The organism is Paracoccus broussonetiae (assembly GCF_031854425.1).
Classification (GTDB): domain Bacteria; phylum Pseudomonadota; class Alphaproteobacteria; order Rhodobacterales; family Rhodobacteraceae; genus Paracoccus; species Paracoccus broussonetiae.
The window spans coordinates 30,343-46,213 of sequence record NZ_JAVRQI010000017.1; the positions used below are offsets into that span (position 1 = coordinate 30,343).

Sequence of the window (15,871 nt, forward strand, 5' to 3'; positions counted from 1 at the left end):
CCTCCGGCCGCTTCGGCGCAACCGCGGAATTCGCAGCGTCAGTGCAGGTGCGTCATTGTAACCTATTGATCTGAAAATACTATGCAAATGCAGACTGATCCAAGGCGGAATTGGCATTGGCAGGGGGCAAAAGCGACATGTTACCGCGCGTCCCGTAGCGGATCCGTGCGATGCCGCTGTCTTGACTCGTCAGAAGAACCGGTGTCTGGACCCCACTTCGTCCATTCGAACGGTCCGTGAACTTAGGGATTCAACCATGCTTTCCAGACGTCATTTCCTTGTCGGGGCCGCTGCATTCCCGGCAGTGTCCTATCTGTCGCTCGGCACGGCCTTCGCCGCAAACCCCAAAAGCGTGCTGGTCGCCGCGCAGCAACTCGACAACATGACGAGCCTTGACCCGCATGAAAGTTTCGAGGCCATCGGCTCGGAAATCTGCGGCAACATGTATCACAAGCTGGTTCATCCGAACCTTGACGATCCGAACAAGGTCGACCCCAAGATCGCGGAAAGCTGGACCGCCAGCGAGGACGGCAAGACCTTCACCTTCAAGATCAAGTCGGGCATCAAGTTCTCGTCTGGCGGCGACCTGACCGCCGAGGATTGCGCCTGGTCACTGCAGCGCTGCGTGTCGATGAACAAGGGCCCGGCCTTCATCATCACCCAGTTCGGCTGGAACGCCGAAAACGCCGCCGAGATGATCAAGGCAACCGACGCCCAGACGCTGGTGCTGACCACCGCCGCGCCGACCTCGATCGCCTTCCTGCTTTACTGCCTGTCGGCCAACGTCGGCTCGATCGTCGAAAAGGCCGTGGTCATGGCCAATGCTCAGGGCGAAGACTGGGGCAACGCCTGGCTGCAGAAGAACTCGGCCGGTTCGGGCGAATTCGTGCTGCAGGTCTGGCGTCCCAGCGACACCGTCTCGCTGCAGGTCAACCCGAACGGCGACTACAAGGGCGACCTGAAGCGGGTGATCCTGCGCCACATCGTCGATCCCTCGGCCCAGCTTCTGATGCTGCAGAAGGGCGACGTGGATATCGCGCGCAACCTGACGAGCGAGCAGCTGAAGACGCTGAAGGACGATCCTTCGGTCGTGCTGGTGCGCAAGTCCACCGCCTCGCTGAACCTGATCTCGCTGAACGTCTCGAACGAGAAGCTGAAGAACCCGAAGGTCTGGGAAGCGGTGAAATGGGCGCTCGACTATGACGGCATCCAGAGAAACATCCTGCCGATGACCCACGAGGTCCATCAGTCGATCATTCCCGACGGTCTGCCGGGCGCGCTGAAGGACAACCCGTTCCAGAAGGACGTCGCCAAGGCCAAGGCGCTGCTGGCCGAGGCCGGCTTCCCCGACGGGTTTGAGATCAAGATGGACCACTATTCGGCGCAGCCGCACCCGGCCATCGCCCAGACCGTTCAGGCCAACCTGGCCGAGATCGGCATCAAGGTCACGCTGCTGGCCGCAGAAAACCGCCAGGTCCTGACCAAGATGCGGGCGCGCGAGCACGAGATGGCGCTGTCGGCATGGGGCACGGATTACTTCGATCCGAACTCGAACGCCGATGTCTTCTGCATCAACACGGACAACTCGGACGGTGCCGCGACCAAGCCCTTTGCCTGGCGTTCGCATTTCCAGGACGACAAGATCGCCGAGATGGCGATCTCGGCCCGTGACGAGGCCGATCCGGCCAAGCGCGTCGAGAAGTATCTGGAACTTCAGAAGTTCTACATGGAGAACAGCCCCTTCGCGATCATGATGCAGGGCTCGGTGACGGCAGCGTGCCGCCCCGACGTGACCGGCGTGCTGCTGGGAACGCTTCCCGACAGCAACTCCTATGCGGGAACCACCAAGGCGTGAGCAGAACACTGAAAACTGCGGGCAGCCTGCTCGGCAGCGTCCTTGCGACGCTGTTCGGGCTGGCTGTCGTCACCTTCATGATCGGGCGGGTGATGCCGGTCGATCCCGTGATCGCGGCGGTGGGCGACAATGCGCCCGAAGCCGTGATCGAGCGCGTGCGCGTCGAGATGGGGCTGGACCAGCCCCTGATCGTCCAGTTCGGCCACTATATCTGGCAGCTCCTGCACGGCGATTTCGGCAAGTCGATCCTGACGCAGAACCCGGTCACGACCGACATCGCGCATTACTTCCCCGCGACAATGGAGCTGGCGACCTATGCGTTGATCATCGCCGTCGTCATCGGCGTGCCGCTTGGCATCCTTTCGGCGGTGAAGCAGGGGTCAGTCGTCGATCAGGTCATCCGTGTCCTCTGCCTTGCCGGGCACTCGATCCCGGTCTTCGTGCTGGCGCTGCTGGCGCTTCTGATTTTCTATGCCGCGCTTGGCATCGCGCCGGGACCGGGCCGACAGGACATCATCTTCCAGGACATGCTGCCCAGCGTCACCGGGTTCCTGACCATCGATGCGCTGCTGGCGCGGGACATGGATGCGTTCCGCGATGCCATGGCGCATCTGGTGCTGCCAGTGACGGTGCTCAGCTATTTCTCGATGGCCTATATCACCCGGATGACGCGCGCCTTCATGCTTGATGCGCTGAAGGGAGAATTCATCGTCGCGGCCCGCGCCAAGGGTCTGTCGATGACACGCGTGATCTTCGGCCATGCCTTCCCGACCGTCGCGGTCCAGCTGATCACCGTGATTGCGCTGACCTATGCCGGTCTGCTGGAAGGCGCAGTCGTGACCGAGACCGTGTTCGCATGGCCGGGTCTGGGCCAGTATCTGACCATATCGCTGCTGAACGCGGACATGAACCCGGTCATCGGGGCGACGCTGCTGATCGGCCTGATCTATGTCGGGCTGAACCTTCTGGCCGATGTTCTCTACCGCGTGTTCGACCCGCGCGTTCAATAAGGGCCAACGAACATGCTGAGCAATTTCCGCGCCTGGGCGCTGGACGACATGCCCACCTCGCGCGCACAGGCGGGGTGGGGCCGCCGCTATCGCACCTGGCTTGCGCTGCGGCGCAATCCCCTGGCGATGATCGGGCTGACCATCATTGCCGCCGCGATCCTGCTGGCGATCTTCGCACCTCTGTTGGCCCCTTATGACCCGGCCCTGCAGAACCTGGACAACCGCCTTGCCCGCCCCGCGGCCGAACATCTTTTCGGCACGGACGAGCTGGGACGCGACATCCTGTCCCGCATCCTTTACGGCGGGCGCGTCACGCTGGGGATGGTGATTTCGGTCGTCGTGCTGGTCGCGCCGATCGGCCTGGCCGTCGGCTGCATCGCCGGCTATTTCGGCGGCAAGGTCGATGCACTGCTGATGCGCGTGACCGATGTCTTTCTGGCCTTCCCACGCCTGATCCTGGCGCTGGCCTTCGTCGCCGCGCTGCGGCCCGGTGTCGAAAGCGCCATCCTTGCCATCGCGCTGACGGCGTGGCCGCCCTATGCGCGGATCGCGCGGGCCGAGACGATGACCATCCGCAACAGCGACTTCATCGCGGCCTGCCGTCTGACCGGCGCCTCGCGCTGGCGGATCGTGATGCGTCACATCGCGCCGATGTGCATCCCTTCGCTGATCGTGCGGGTGACGCTGGACATGTCCTCGATCATCATCACGGCCGCGAGCCTTGGCTTCCTTGGCATGGGCGCGCAGCCGCCTTCGCCGGAATGGGGTGCGATGATCGCGACGGCGCGGCAATACATGCTGCAGCAATGGTGGGTGGCGGTTGCGCCCGCGGTGGCGATCCTGCTGACCTCGCTGGCCTTCAACTTTCTCGGCGACGGTCTGCGCGACGTCCTCGACCCCAAGCAGAACTGAGGAGGCGACATGCAGGTTGATATCCAGAACCTCCGCATTGCCTTCGAGCGCGACGGCAAGCGGTCCGAGGCGGTGCGCGGCATCTCGTTGTCGCTGGGGCGCGAAAAGCTGGGGATCGTCGGCGAATCCGGTTCGGGCAAGTCGCTGACGGCGCGGGCGCTGATGAAGCTTCTGCCCAAGACTGCCCATGTCACCGCGGATCGGATGCAGCTTGGTGAAACCGATATCCTGTCCGCGCGCGAAAAGGACATGCGCAAGATCCGCGGCAAGCGCGTCGGCTTCATCCTTCAGGATCCGAAATATTCGCTGAACCCGGTGAAAAGCATCGGCACCCAGATCGGCGAGGCCTGGCGCGAGCACAAGGGCGGATCGCGCAGGCAAGTGCGCGAGGCCGTTCTGGACCTGCTGGATCAAGTCAAGATCCGTGACCCGAAGAAGGTGTTCGACAGCTATCCTCACGAGATCTCGGGCGGCATGGGGCAGCGCGCGATGATCGCGATGATGCTGGCCCCCGACCCGCATCTGCTGATCGCCGACGAACCCACCTCGGCACTGGATGCCACCGTCCAGGCCGAGATCCTGAAGCTGATCGACGATCTTGTCGAAAGCCGGGGCATGGGCCTGATCCTCATCAGTCACGACCTGCCGCTGGTCTCGCATTTCTGCGACCGGGTGTCGGTCATGTATATGGGGCAGGTGATGGAAGAGATGCGCGCATCCGAGCTTCTGCGCGCCCAGCACCCCTATACGCGGGGTCTGCTGAACGGGATGCCGTCGCTGCTTCACCCCAAGCGCCGCCTGCCGGTGCTGCAGCGGGATGAGGAATGGCTGAAGGAGAAGGCCCGATGAGCGCGCCGATGATCGACATTCAGGATCTGCGGATCGCATTCTCGGGGCAGGAAGTCGTCAAGGGCGTCAACTTTTCGGTCGCGCGGGGCGAAAGCTTCGGCATCGTCGGCGAATCCGGCTCGGGCAAATCCACGGTCCTGCGCGCGTTGGCCGGGTTGAACGAACACTGGTCGGGCCGGATGCTGATCGACGGGGCAGAGCTTCCGCATCGTCGTCCGCCGGAATTCTTCCGCAAGGTTCAGATGGTGTTCCAGGATCCCTTCGGTTCCCTGCATCCGCGCCAGACCATCGACCGCATCCTGTCCGAGATCCTGCTGGTCCATCGCATCGGCGATGTCGATGGGCGCATCAACCGGGCGCTGTCCGCTGTGGCCTTGCCGCAATCCGCGCGCTTCCGCTTTCCGCACCAGCTATCGGGTGGGCAAAGGCAGCGCGTGGCGATCGCGCGCGCGCTGATCTCGGAACCGCAGGTGCTGCTGCTGGACGAGCCGACCTCGGCGCTGGACGTGTCGGTCCAAGCCGAAGTGCTGAACCTGCTGGCCGACCTGCGCGAGGAAAGAGGCCTGACCTATGTCATGGTCAGCCACAACCTTGCGGTCATCAGCCACCTTTGCGATCGCTTGGGCGTCATGCAAGGCGGTCAGATGGTCGAGCAATGCACGGCCGATGAGCTGCGGGCGGGCCGGGTCAACCATCCCCATACGCAGGAACTGCGCCGCCTGAGCGTGGCGCTGGAAGAAGTCGAAGGCTAGGGAAACGGACGGGATGAGTGTGCTGAACTGGGCGGCCGCCGAAGCGGCCTTGCTGGCATCGGTCGCCTGGGACGGGGATGAACCCGGCGGCGCGGTCATCCTGTTCGATCGGGACGGCCTGCGCGCATCGCGCGCGGCGGGGGTCGAAAGCCTGTCGACCTTTGCCCCTTTCGGGATCGACACTGTGGTGCGCTATGCCTCGGTGACGAAACATGTCTTTGCCAGCTTCGTGCTGGCCCATCCCGATGTGATCTCGCTTGACGATCCGCTGGGCAGGCACCTGCCCCGGCTGGCCCCGGCCCTGGCACAGGTCACGGTGGGTCGCGCGCTGGACATGTCGGGCGGTATTCCCGACACCCGCGAATGCCTGACCCTGATCGGCCTCTCCATCTTCAGCGAGACGACGGCGCCCGAACTGCTGGCCTTTCACGAAGGGATGGCGCGCCTGAACTATCCGACCGGCACCGAGGTCCATTACTCGAACGGCGGCTATCGTCTGGTGGAAGAGGCGATGCGTGCCCACGGCCTGTCCTTTGACGATTTCCTGCGTCGCGAATTGCGCGAGGGGCGGGGCATCCAGATGCTGGCGGCCGAGATGTGGACGGACCCGGTCGCGGGGCTTGCCACCGGCTATTGGCACGATGGCGCGTCCTGGCGGATGGGTCTGCAGGGGATGCATCTGTCGGCGGCGGGCAGCCTGATCGGCAGCGGGCGCTCGCTTGCGGAATGGGGCCGTGCGCTTCTGGCGGGCGAAGGCAGCTTTGCCGGGCGCCTTGCTGCGCTGACGGCGACCCGCCATCTCGCCGATGGGCGGGCCACTGGCTATGGGCTGGGAATGCGGCGCCAAATTGTCGGGCAGCGCGAGCTGGTCGGGCATGGCGGTTCGCAGCCGGGCTTCAAAAGCTATCTGCTGCTCGATCCCGAAACCGGGACAGGCTGCGCGGTCGTCTCGAACCGGGACGACACCAACGGGTCGGGGCTGGCGGCGCAGGCGATGGCTGCGCTTCTGGGCGAGACACTGCCCGAAGCGGGATCAGACCTTGTCCCCGGCCTTTATGCCGCCGCCGAGGGCGCGGACTGGATCGAAGTTCGCGGTGCGTCGGTCACGCGCCTTGATGACGAGGTTGCGGTTTATCCGGTTGTCGGCGGTGGGGTCGACAGCATGTCCCCCACCTCGCGGCTTGAATTGCGGATGGAGGGCGATGCCGTCGTGGGCGAGGTCGGCCATTCACCCGCCCGCTTCCTGCCCGCGCAGGCCGAACTCGTTCCCGCGGATCTTGCGGGCGCTTGGCTTTGCGAGGAATTCGGCGCCGTGCTGGAGATCCGCGACGGGGCGGTGGTCATGGGTGCCGGGCCGAAACGCCGCGCCATGCCGTTGCAATCGCTGGGGGGCGGCCGCTTCCTGTTTACGCTGACTGACGGCCCCTGGATCCGGCGCGTCTGTCTGCACCGCGTCGGGCCGGATCATGTCGATCTGGTTCTGTCGCGCGCACGGATGATCCGTTACGCCCGGCGCGGCTAAACGCTTTCGCAGGCCTCCGGGGGCCGGAGCGCGTCATTTTCCCGGCGGCGGATCGGGAATCCTGCGCTGGTCCAGCCTGAGCTGCAGGAAAGCCAGATCCAGCCAGCCGCCGAATTTCGTGCCCACTTCGCTGAGCAGCCCGACCTGCTGGAACCCCAGTTTTTCGTGTAGCCGGATCGAGCCGGTATTGCCCGCCTCGATTCCGGCGACCATGACATGCTTGCCGATTGCCCGCGCGCGGTCGATCAGCGCCTCAATCAGCGCCCGGCCCAGACCCGCGCCGCGCTGATCGGCGCGGACATAGACGGAATGTTCGACCGTGTGGCGATAACCCTCGAAGGCGCGCCAGTCCCCGAACGAGGCATAGCCCAGCACATCGCCCCCCTCGCCCATTGCCACCAGCACCGGATAACCCGCCCGCGCCCGGTCGGCGAGCCAGGCTTGCCGGTTCGCAAGGTCCACCAGGGTTTCGTTCCAGATCGCTGTCGTGTGCTCGACAGCGTCGTTATAGATCAACATGATCCCTTCGAGGTCGCCCTCGGACGCATCGCGAATATGCATGGTCAGTCCCGCCGCCATCAAACGGCCCGAATGTCCACTATGTTGGACGATTGGTCAAGGATTCCCGGCGCCTCGCATCAATCATTCCGCAAGACAGTGACGGCGTAGATGCAAGGGAACTCGCCCGTATTGCGGAAGATGCAATCGGCAGGCGGGCCAAGTTGCAGACAATCGCCAGCGTTCAGGCGATGCCGAACCGGCCCTTCATCGAACTCCAACTCACCCTCGAGCACCCAGATCAGTTGCCGCTGGAATGCATAGGCAGATGCCGGCATAGGAACGTGCTTTCCTGCGGGCAGGACGATCTGGACCAGATCGAGCGGCAGGTCCGAGCGGGGCGAAACTTGCCTGCGAATATAGCCGGTTTCCGGATCGATCCAGACAGGCTGATCAAGCCTGCGCAGCAGGTGTCCGCCCGCGGCTTCAGCCCGCGCCAGCAGGGTCGACATGCTCAACCCGAAAGCCCCCGAAAGCTTGCCGAGCAGATTGGCGGTCGGGCTGCTGGTCCCCCGCTCTACCTTGTGGATCATCGCGCGTGAGACGCCTGCCCGCTCGGCCAGGTCGGTCAGGGACCAATTGCGGCTTTTTCGTTCCGCGCGGATGCGCGCGCCAATTCTGATGTCGATGTCATTCTGCTGCATCGTGATACAATAGTAGACAATCCTGCGATCCGGCAAGCCTCATCTTCCACTCGGGCCGAAGGAGTGCAGATAGGTTGGTGCAAATGCGTCGCATTTAGAAGTAATTGTTTTTATTGACTTAAACCTTCGCCTGACCTACCCCGCCCCTATCGGGGAGTAGCGACACCGGAAACGGTGGAGGCACGTCAACATACTCGCGGAACATTCCGCGTGGCGTGTCCGGTCCTTGGGACTTTGCGAGACCGTGGCGAGGGGACTCTGCGGGCGGGGTCCGTCCATCGCCCGGTTCAGCCCAGAGGAATACATCATGTCCCCGATTTCCATCGGCGTCCTTGCCGTCTCGATGTCCATCGACGCCTTCATCGCCTCGGTTGGAAAAGGTGCCTCGGCGCGTCGTCCCAGTTTTGGCAATGCGATCCGGACCGGTGCGATCTTTGGCCTTGTCGAGACGATCACCCCCGTGATCGGTTGGAGCGCCGGAGTCGCAGCCAGCCAGTATGTTGCGCAGGTCGATCACTGGATCGCCTTCCTGCTGCTGGCGGCGGTCGGCGTCCACATGGTCTTTCAGGCCTTGGCGCGGGATGCCGAGGAAGAAGCTGGCCCATCGTCGCTTTGGACCACGATTGGCACCGCTGTCGGCACCTCGTTGGACGCAATGGCGGTCGGGGTCTCACTTGCCTTCTTGGATGTGAACATCTTCATCATCGCCAGCGCCATTGGCCTTGCGACCATGGTGATGAGCTCGACCGGAATGCTTGCCGGGCGCTTCCTGGGCAAGCGATTTGGCCGGGTCGCAGAGGCGGTCGGCGGCTGTGCCCTGTTCGGGCTGGGTGCGCTGATCCTGTTCGAGCATCTGACTGCGGTTTGATTTGCGCAATGCGGCCCCCCCGATCGGTGGGGCCGCAAGGCCGCTCAGCTTGTCCTGACGCGACCGATGATCGTCAGGACGGCGGTCGCGAGGATCAGCCCGCTGGCCAGAAAGACGCCCCGCGGCCCTGAAACCTCCAGCAAGGCCCCGCCCAGACCCGCGCCGCTTGCGATGGCGAAGTTGATGGCGGCGACGATCAGGCTGCCCCCTGCCTCTGCCTGATCCGGCATCGAGCGCGTGATCCAGGTCGACCAGGACACCGGAACCCCGGCAAAGACCAGTCCCCAAAGCGCAACCAGCGCGGCATCCATCATCGGGATTCCCCCGAAGCTGGTCAGAAGCAGCGCCAGCGTCGCCATGACCAGCGGCAGCAGGATCAGGGCAAGCCGCAAGGAGCGTTCGATGACAAAGGCCACCAGATAGGTGCCTGCAAAGTTGGCCAGACCAAAGCCGAAAAGGATCGCTGTCACGCCATCGATCCCGACCCCAGTCACTGTTTCAAGGAAGGGGCGGATATAGGTGAAGAAGGTGAAGTGACCGGCAAAGACCAGAAGCACCGCGATCATCCCGATGCCGATCCCCGGTCGAGCAAGCACCTGAAACAGCGTGCCCATGCGGGCCGATCCCTGCGCGGGCAGCGGCGGCAGGGTGACTGATTGCACGAACAGCGCCAGCACCGCCAGACCGGTCGCCGCCACAAAGACGCCACGCCAGCCGATCAAAGCGCCAAGATAGCTGCCGACCGGCACGGCAAAGACCGTGGCGGCCGAGACCCCCATGAACATGATGGCCAATGCGCGGGGAATCGAATCCTCGGGGACCAGCCGCATCACGGTGGCGACCGACAGGCTCCAGAACCCGCCAAGCGCGATCCCCATCAGGATGCGGCCGACCAGCAGCACGCCCAGGCCCGGCGCGCTGGCGACCAGAAGGTTCGATACGATCAGCAGAACCGACAGGCCCATCAGCACCCAGCGCCGGTCCAGGCCCCGCACCAGAACCGACACGAACAGGCTGGTGACCAGCGCGACCAGTGCGGTTGCAGTAACGGCCTGCCCTGCCGCGCCCTTGCTGATCTGCAAGCCTTCGGCCAGAGGCGTCAGCAGGCTTGCGGGCAGGAACTCGGCCGTCACCAGCGCAAAGACACCCAGTGACATGGAAAGGACCGCGCCCCAGGCAGGACGATCCGGTGCGCCGACATCCGGGGCGACTGAAAAATCTGTTTCGATCAATGATGTATCGGTGGCCATGATCCGGTCCTTGCTTTCCGTGGCTTCAAGGATCTGAATTTGGCTGGATCGGCCGGACAAACCATGCCAGTTTATCCGGCATGTTTGATCGAAAATCCGAAACGCCGGAAACCCGTGATGCCGTCAGTGAACTGCTTCTGGGGATGCGGCTGCGCGGCGCGCGCTACTGGCGGCTGCGGTTGTCGCCGCCCTTCGGGATCAATTTCCATGCCCATGACGGCGCCAGGTTCCATTTCATCGGCCAGGGAGAGGCGCTGCTGATTCTGCCGCAGATGGCACCGCGCCTGATGAAGGCGGGGGACGCCGTCCTGATTCCGCGGGGGCACCCCCACCAGCTGCTTTCGGGTTCGCGCGTCACGTCGCGGGATTTCGACAGCTTCACGCCCGAAACGCTCTGCCCCGCCTTTTGCGAGATCAAGGCCTGCGATTCCCAGGCGTGCCGGACAGGCGACACGACCATCCTGACCGGCGCGATGGAACTGGACCTGGTGACCATGCACCCGCTGGTCGGGCTGATGCCCCAGGCGATGACCGTCGGCGCCCTGCTGGACCGCCAGCCCGAGATGCACGCCATCCTGTCCGCAATGGAGACCGAGATGGCGCAGGACCGTCCGGGATCGGCGGGCGTGCTGGCGCGTCTGGCCGATGTCATCTCGGCACTGATCGTCAGGGGATGGGTGGAATGCGGCTGCGACAGCGCGTCCGGTGTGATTACCGCGCTGCGCGATCCCCGGCTGGCCCGCGTTCTGGTCGCGCTGCACAAGGATCCGGGCCGCGACTGGGACATTCCGGCCATGGCGGGCCTGATGGGGGCATCCCGTTCGGTCTTTTCCGACCGTTTCTCCGAGATCGTCGGCGTCAGTCCCTCGCGCTATGTGACCGAGTTACGGATGCGGATCGCGGCCCAATGGCTGGAGCAAGAGGGCAGCTCGGTCGCCGATGTCGCCTTCAGGCTGGGCTATGGGTCGCAGGCGGCCTTCACCCGTGCCTTCCGTCGAGTGATCGGCGTCTCGCCCGGTCGTCAGCGGCGAAGATCGCTGGTTCAAGCGGCGGGCTGAAGCGGGACTTCGGCCCCTGTCCTTTTGAATTGCACACAGCCCCCACGGCCCGCCGAAACCCGCCCGGCCGCGGCCGGATTGGCATGTCGGTTCGTGATCGGGATTGACAGGATCGGACAACGGTGCGCAAATGCAGTTGCAAAGCATTCGCAACTTGGCTGACATGTCCGATCAATCGCAGACCTTCGCCTCTCTTCCCAAAGCCGGCCAGTCCGATGGCTGGCGCAGCAAAAGCTCCATCCCGTCGCTGTCCGAGGTCTTCGGCTCGGTCGCCGTTCCCCGCGGAGGCAGCGCATGGCGGCGCTTTCTGGCCTTCATCGGGCCCGGCTACCTTGTGGCCGTCGGCTATATGGACCCCGGCAACTGGGCGACCTCACTCGCCGGTGGGGCGAAGTTCGGCTATACGCTGCTCTTCGTCGCGCTTTTGTCCAACATCATGGCGATCCTGCTGCAATCGCTTTGCGCGCGCCTTGCCATCGCGTCAGGCCGCGACCTTGCGCAGGCCTGTCGCGATGCATTTCCGGCCTGGGTGTCCTGGCCGCTCTGGTTGTTCGCCGAAGCCGCGATCATCGCGACCGACCTGGCCGAGGTGATCGGCGTCGCCATCGGGCTTAACCTTCTGTTCGGGATCCCGCTGGAGATTGGCGTCTTTCTGACGGCGGCGGATGTGTTCCTGATCCTGTGGCTGCAGAATCGCGGGTTCCGCTGGGTCGAAGCCTTCGTCATCACCCTGCTTGTGGTGATCTCGGCCTGTTTCTTCGTGCAGATCGCGATGGCAGATCCGAACTGGAACGACGTGATCCGCGGATTTGCCCCCTCGGTCGAGATCGCCACCAATCCCGAGATGCTTTACCTGTCACTGGGGATCATCGGGGCAACGGTGATGCCACATAACCTGTATCTGCATTCGGGCATCGTGCAGACCCGGAACTGGGGCAAAAGCCCCGAGGGCAAGCGTCAGGCGCTGACCTTGGCGACATGGGATTCGACCATTGCCCTGATGCTGGCACTGGCGATCAACGCATCGATCCTGATCCTTGCGGCTGCAACCTTCCACACCAGCGGGAACACCGAGATCGTCGAGATCGATCAGGCCCACGCGCTGCTGGCCCCGCTTTTGGGGGGTGCTTTGGCGCCGGTCCTGTTCGGGGTCGCGCTGCTCTGTTCCGGCCTGAACGCGACCGTGACCGCGACAATGTCGGGCCAGATCGTGATGGAGGGCTTTGTCCACCTGCGGATCAGCCCGGTCCTGCGGCGACTGATTACCCGGTCCATCGCGCTGGTGCCGGCGGTGGTGGTGATCCTGCTGTGGGGTTCGGAAGGGACCGGCCAGCTGCTGATCCTCAGTCAGGTGGTGCTGAGCTTCCAGCTGCCCTTTGCGATCGTGCCACTGGTGATGTTCACAGCAAGCCGGGCGAAGATGGGCGACCTGGTCGCGCCGCTATGGCTGACCGTCCTGTGCGGGCTGATCGCGGTGCTGATCATCGGGCTGAACGCCAACCTGATCCTGTCGATCCTTGGCGGATAGGACCGCCCCGGTGACGCGCCGTTCCCGGCGCGTCCCATACCCTTTGTGCATCTAGAAGATCGCGACCTTGGTCCCGACCTCGGCCAACCCGTAAAGCTGCGTGATATGTTCGTTGTAGAGGCCATAGCACCCGCTGGAGGAGCGCCGCCCGATCTTGCGCGTGTCATGCGTGCCGTGGATCAGATAGGCGGGCCAGGACAGGTAAAGTCCGAACGGCCCCAATGGATTGTCGGGCGAGCCGCCCTCGACCCGCAGTGGCAGATCGGGGTTCCGTCGCCGCATGTCCGCGGTCGGGGTCCAGGACGGCTTCTCGGCCTTTCGGACCACCTCGGTCTTGCCGCGCTTGGTCAGCTCTTCCGACACGGGGATCGAGCACGGGAAAAGCCGATAGACCGCCTGATCTCCCGACCAGTAATGCAGCGCCTTCGAGTTCACATCGGCCAGGATGACGCCAACCCCCAGTTCCGGGAAGAACTCGCTCCAATGCCGGGAGCGGAAGGACGAGATGTTGCGGCGCGTGTCCGCGTTGGGGTCGATCTGGAAGGTTCCGACATCGGGCGCGCGGCCAGCCTCGGCGGTTCCATAGACCGGCGAGCCCGTGCTGGGATCGATCTGCTGGGCAAAGGCTCCCGAGGCGGCAAGGCCGACGCCCGCACCGGCCACCCCGTAAAGGAAACGGCGTCGTCCCATCTTTGCGCTGCGCGTGTCCGAATTCTGTGTCACTGCTCAGTCTCCGTTATCTGGCATGGATTTTCCGGCGACAGGGCGCTGCCTGCGGGCCGGTCTGGAATCCGGGGCCGCGGGGGCATCCCGCCCGCGATCCCGGCGGATGTCAGGCATGGATCATCACCGGCAGGCCAAGCGAGAGCATGGCGTAGATGTCCTCGATCTCGTCGTCGGTGACGGTGATGCAGCCGGCGGTCCAGTCCTTCCTTTGCTTGACAAGCTGCCGCCCCTCGGGACCGCGGCCGTGAAACATGATGTCGCCCCCGGCCGAAAGACCGTGCTGCGCGGCAAAGGCGCGATCATAAACATTCGGATAGGAGATCCCGGCTGACAGGTGATACCGGCTGCGGGGATTGAACCTGTCGATGAAATACAGGCCCTCTGGCGTCTTGCCGTCACCCTCGAACTGCTTGTGGCCGATCGGCTGGGTGCCCAGTCCGAAGTCATAGGACTTGAGGACGCTTCGCCCGCTCAGCAGGTACATTCTGCGATTGCTTTTCTGGACGACGACCTGCGTCACCGGCGGGCCGCCATAAGACTTGAAGACGGGCCCTCGGTTTTCGGAAGCGCCGCAGGCCGCCAGCACAGCTGGCAACAGCAGCGCAAAATTCCTGCGCGAGATTGTTGGCATGATGATATCCCGACGTGGCCGCGTCCGTGGCGGATCCCGTCCCGAGGTTTCACTGGAGGCAGGCGTCGTCAGGCGTCACGCGCGACCTTGGAATGGCGCGCGACTCCTGCATCGCCCGGCAAGGCGTCGTCCCTGAAATGGATCGGCAGATGATCCCGTGGGGGCACGCGCCACTGCACTTGATGGGCAAGTCAGCCCTTCAGATTGCCTCGATCCGCGGAGGCGGCTCGGGGCATGGCGGGGACACCCCCCTGACCAGGCTTTCTTCGGGAAAAGGTAGCTCCGCATGACCGGACCGAGGGTGCGCGTGGGACATGGGAAGCACGGCGAATTGCTGGTGGTCGTGATCCGCCGCATCGGGTGAGGCGGCTTCGCCGGTCTGATCGTCGCCCGGTTGCAGGCCGTCATCCTGCATGACCGGGATCGGCATCGTGAATTCGGTCGCGCCTGCGCCGAACGGCGCCAGCACGCTGGCCAGCAGCATCAGGAATGTCAGCAGTAGGGCTGGCGCCCTTAGATCCTGCATACTCGTCGCCTCAGTCACTGCCGATCTTCTGCGGATCGGTCGGCCGTCATTCGGCCGGGATTAGGCAGGATTATGCCGACGTGACCCATTTTTTCAACCAACAGTCGCTAACCGACCGATAACATTAGCCTGATCGACGGCCTCTGACGCCGGAATGCAATGCCGTCCCGATTTTCTCGCTGCGCGGTTGCCTTCGAGGCGATCCTGCGGGAACCTGTCGGAAAAGCGCAATCATGGGACGGGGTGACGATGAACAGGGAACAGCGCATCCTTCGCACCTCGATCGCGATGACCGTGGTGCTGGCCATCGCCGGGATCGTCTTCGGGTTGATGGCGGGGTCCGCCTCGATCGTCTTCGACGGCATCTTCGGGCTGACCGATGCGGTCATGACCGGGCTTGCCCTTCTGGTCGCCCGGCTGATTTCACTTTCCCGGTCACGCGACAACATCTCGCGCAAGCTGGATGAACGCTTCACCATGGGGTTCTGGCATCTGGAGCCGATGGTCCTTGGCCTGAACGGGATGCTGCTGATCGTGGCCGTGACCTATGCCCTTGTGACCTCGATCGACAGCTTCCTGAGCGGCGGGCGGCCACTGGCGTTCGGCTATGCCATTGCATTCGCCGTGGTCTCGCTGATTGGCGATCTGGTGATGGTGATCTATGTGCGTCGGGCAAACCGGAAGATCGATTCAGAACTGGTCGCGCTGGACGGCCGCTCGTGGATCATGGCGACCTGCCTGACGGCGGCGCTGCTGGTGGCGTTCCTGATCGGCGCGCTGATCCAGGGCACCTCGATCGCGTGGATGTCGCCCTATATCGACCCGGCGGTGCTGGCGCTGGTCTGCCTGGCACTGATCCCGGTTCCGGTCGCCACCGTCCGCACCGCGCTGGCCGAGATCCTGCTTGTGACCCCGCGCGACCTGAAGACCGAGGTTGACGATGTCGCCCGAGAGATTGTCCGCCGCCAGGGTTTCCTAGGCTTTCGCGCCTATGTGGCGCGGGTCGGGCGGGGAAAGCAGATCGAGCTTTACTTCATCGTTCCGCCCAACTCCCCCGCGCGAAAGCTTGAGGAATGGGACGCCCTGCGCGACGAGATCGGTGAAGAGCTTGGCGACGAAGGGCCGGATCGCTGGCTGACCATCGTCTTCACGACCGATCTTGAATGGGCGGAATAGGGGGCG

16 protein-coding genes and 1 riboswitch are annotated in these 15,871 nt (G+C 64.1%); of the genes, 10 read left to right on the top strand and 6 right to left on the bottom strand.

The annotated features are described in order from the left end of the window. Positions 1-256: 256 nt before the first annotated feature. From RM190_RS19360 to RM190_RS19385, 6 genes are read left to right on the top strand one after another with little or no spacing between them, the layout of a single operon-like run. Positions 257-1,855, top strand: a complete 1,599-nt coding sequence (locus RM190_RS19360; protein ID WP_311761116.1) for an ABC transporter substrate-binding protein — start codon at positions 257-259, stop codon at positions 1,853-1,855. Next, on the top strand, positions 1,852-2,865 hold the full coding sequence (locus tag RM190_RS19365) for an ABC transporter permease (RefSeq protein WP_311761117.1): 1,014 nt from the start codon (positions 1,852-1,854) through the stop codon (positions 2,863-2,865). The genes RM190_RS19360 and RM190_RS19365 overlap by 4 nt, the downstream gene beginning before the upstream one ends. 12 nt (positions 2,866-2,877) lie before the next feature. Beyond that, positions 2,878-3,777 (top strand): nickel transporter permease, encoded by a 900-nt coding sequence (nikC, locus tag RM190_RS19370; RefSeq protein ID WP_311761118.1) that lies wholly within the window; start codon positions 2,878-2,880, stop codon positions 3,775-3,777. 9 nt (positions 3,778-3,786) lie between these two features. Then, on the top strand, positions 3,787-4,626 hold the full coding sequence (locus tag RM190_RS19375) for an ABC transporter ATP-binding protein (protein WP_311761119.1): 840 nt from the start codon (positions 3,787-3,789) through the stop codon (positions 4,624-4,626). Then, positions 4,623-5,378 carry an ABC transporter ATP-binding protein gene (locus RM190_RS19380; RefSeq protein ID WP_311761120.1) on the top strand — a complete coding sequence of 252 codons (756 nt, stop codon included), beginning with the start codon at positions 4,623-4,625 and terminating at the stop codon, positions 5,376-5,378. The genes RM190_RS19375 and RM190_RS19380 overlap by 4 nt, the downstream gene beginning before the upstream one ends. A 13-nt stretch (positions 5,379-5,391) precedes the next feature. Next, positions 5,392-6,900, top strand: a complete 1,509-nt coding sequence (locus tag RM190_RS19385; protein ID WP_311761121.1) for a serine hydrolase domain-containing protein — start codon at positions 5,392-5,394, stop codon at positions 6,898-6,900. A 33-nt stretch (positions 6,901-6,933) separates the two neighbouring features. Here the strand turns inward: RM190_RS19385 and RM190_RS19390 are convergent, their stop codons facing one another. Beyond that, on the bottom strand, positions 6,934-7,461 hold the full coding sequence (locus RM190_RS19390) for a GNAT family N-acetyltransferase (RefSeq protein WP_311761122.1): 528 nt from the start codon (positions 7,459-7,461) through the stop codon (positions 6,934-6,936). A 77-nt stretch (positions 7,462-7,538) separates the two neighbouring features. After that, positions 7,539-8,102, bottom strand: coding sequence for a helix-turn-helix domain-containing protein (locus tag RM190_RS19395; protein WP_311761123.1), 564 nt, complete (start codon positions 8,100-8,102; stop codon positions 7,539-7,541). A gap of 139 nt (positions 8,103-8,241) precedes the next feature. Next, positions 8,242-8,404: riboswitch (yybP-ykoY riboswitch) on the top strand. Positions 8,405-8,409: 5 nt separating this feature from the next. Between RM190_RS19395 and RM190_RS19400 the strand changes: the two genes are divergently transcribed. Further along, positions 8,410-8,970 carry a manganese efflux pump MntP gene (locus tag RM190_RS19400; RefSeq protein WP_311761124.1) on the top strand — a complete coding sequence of 187 codons (561 nt, stop codon included), beginning with the start codon at positions 8,410-8,412 and terminating at the stop codon, positions 8,968-8,970. A 44-nt stretch (positions 8,971-9,014) separates the two neighbouring features. Here RM190_RS19400 and RM190_RS19405 read toward each other — a convergent pair whose 3' ends face one another. Further along, positions 9,015-10,220 carry an MFS transporter gene (locus RM190_RS19405; RefSeq protein ID WP_311761125.1) on the bottom strand — a complete coding sequence of 402 codons (1,206 nt, stop codon included), beginning with the start codon at positions 10,218-10,220 and terminating at the stop codon, positions 9,015-9,017. Between the two features lie 80 nt (positions 10,221-10,300). Here RM190_RS19405 and RM190_RS19410 point away from each other — a divergent pair, with 80 nt between their 5' ends. Next, entirely contained in the window at positions 10,301-11,278 is a 978-nt protein-coding gene (locus RM190_RS19410) for an AraC family transcriptional regulator (RefSeq protein ID WP_311761126.1), read from the top strand. A 163-nt stretch (positions 11,279-11,441) separates the two neighbouring features. Beyond that, positions 11,442-12,806 carry an Nramp family divalent metal transporter gene (locus tag RM190_RS19415; protein WP_311761127.1) on the top strand — a complete coding sequence of 455 codons (1,365 nt, stop codon included), beginning with the start codon at positions 11,442-11,444 and terminating at the stop codon, positions 12,804-12,806. A 51-nt stretch (positions 12,807-12,857) separates the two neighbouring features. Here the strand turns inward: RM190_RS19415 and RM190_RS19420 are convergent, their stop codons facing one another. The 3 genes from RM190_RS19420 to RM190_RS19430 all read right to left on the bottom strand — a co-directional run bounded on the left by RM190_RS19420 (position 12,858) and on the right by RM190_RS19430 (position 14,689). Next, on the bottom strand, positions 12,858-13,496 hold the full coding sequence (locus RM190_RS19420; RefSeq protein WP_390908723.1) for a L,D-transpeptidase: 639 nt from the start codon (positions 13,494-13,496) through the stop codon (positions 12,858-12,860). Between the two features lie 142 nt (positions 13,497-13,638). Beyond that, the gene (locus RM190_RS19425; protein ID WP_311761129.1) at positions 13,639-14,163 is read right to left on the bottom strand and encodes a L,D-transpeptidase family protein; all 525 of its coding nucleotides are present in this window, start codon (positions 14,161-14,163) and stop codon (positions 13,639-13,641) included. Between the two features lie 199 nt (positions 14,164-14,362). Beyond that, a complete protein-coding gene (locus RM190_RS19430; protein ID WP_311761130.1) occupies positions 14,363-14,689 on the bottom strand; it encodes a hypothetical protein in 327 nt (108 codons plus the stop codon). Between the two features lie 249 nt (positions 14,690-14,938). On the opposite strand from RM190_RS19430, the gene RM190_RS19435 reads away from it, so the two are divergent. Next, a complete protein-coding gene (locus RM190_RS19435) occupies positions 14,939-15,865 on the top strand; it encodes a cation diffusion facilitator family transporter (protein WP_311761131.1) in 927 nt (308 codons plus the stop codon). The last annotated feature ends 6 nt before the right edge of the window (positions 15,866-15,871 follow it).

Coding starts and splice junctions, on each gene's coding strand:
- RM190_RS19375 (WP_311761119.1), top strand. CDS start 3,787: ATGCAGGTTGATATCCAGAACCTCCGCATTGCCTTCGAGCGCGACGGC.
- RM190_RS19420 (WP_390908723.1), bottom strand. CDS start 13,496: ATGGGACGACGCCGTTTCCTTTACGGGGTGGCCGGTGCGGGCGTCGGC.
- RM190_RS19430 (WP_311761130.1), bottom strand. CDS start 14,689: ATGCAGGATCTAAGGGCGCCAGCCCTACTGCTGACATTCCTGATGCTG.
- RM190_RS19380 (WP_311761120.1), top strand. CDS start 4,623: ATGAGCGCGCCGATGATCGACATTCAGGATCTGCGGATCGCATTCTCG.
- RM190_RS19395 (WP_311761123.1), bottom strand. CDS start 8,102: ATGCAGCAGAATGACATCGACATCAGAATTGGCGCGCGCATCCGCGCG.
- RM190_RS19425 (WP_311761129.1), bottom strand. CDS start 14,163: ATGCCAACAATCTCGCGCAGGAATTTTGCGCTGCTGTTGCCAGCTGTG.
- RM190_RS19385 (WP_311761121.1), top strand. CDS start 5,392: ATGAGTGTGCTGAACTGGGCGGCCGCCGAAGCGGCCTTGCTGGCATCG.
- RM190_RS19435 (WP_311761131.1), top strand. CDS start 14,939: ATGAACAGGGAACAGCGCATCCTTCGCACCTCGATCGCGATGACCGTG.
- RM190_RS19390 (WP_311761122.1), bottom strand. CDS start 7,461: ATGCATATTCGCGATGCGTCCGAGGGCGACCTCGAAGGGATCATGTTG.
- RM190_RS19400 (WP_311761124.1), top strand. CDS start 8,410: ATGTCCCCGATTTCCATCGGCGTCCTTGCCGTCTCGATGTCCATCGAC.
- RM190_RS19410 (WP_311761126.1), top strand. CDS start 10,301: ATGTTTGATCGAAAATCCGAAACGCCGGAAACCCGTGATGCCGTCAGT.
- nikC (WP_311761118.1), top strand. CDS start 2,878: ATGCTGAGCAATTTCCGCGCCTGGGCGCTGGACGACATGCCCACCTCG.
- RM190_RS19415 (WP_311761127.1), top strand. CDS start 11,442: ATGTCCGATCAATCGCAGACCTTCGCCTCTCTTCCCAAAGCCGGCCAG.
- RM190_RS19360 (WP_311761116.1), top strand. CDS start 257: ATGCTTTCCAGACGTCATTTCCTTGTCGGGGCCGCTGCATTCCCGGCA.
- RM190_RS19405 (WP_311761125.1), bottom strand. CDS start 10,220: ATGGCCACCGATACATCATTGATCGAAACAGATTTTTCAGTCGCCCCG.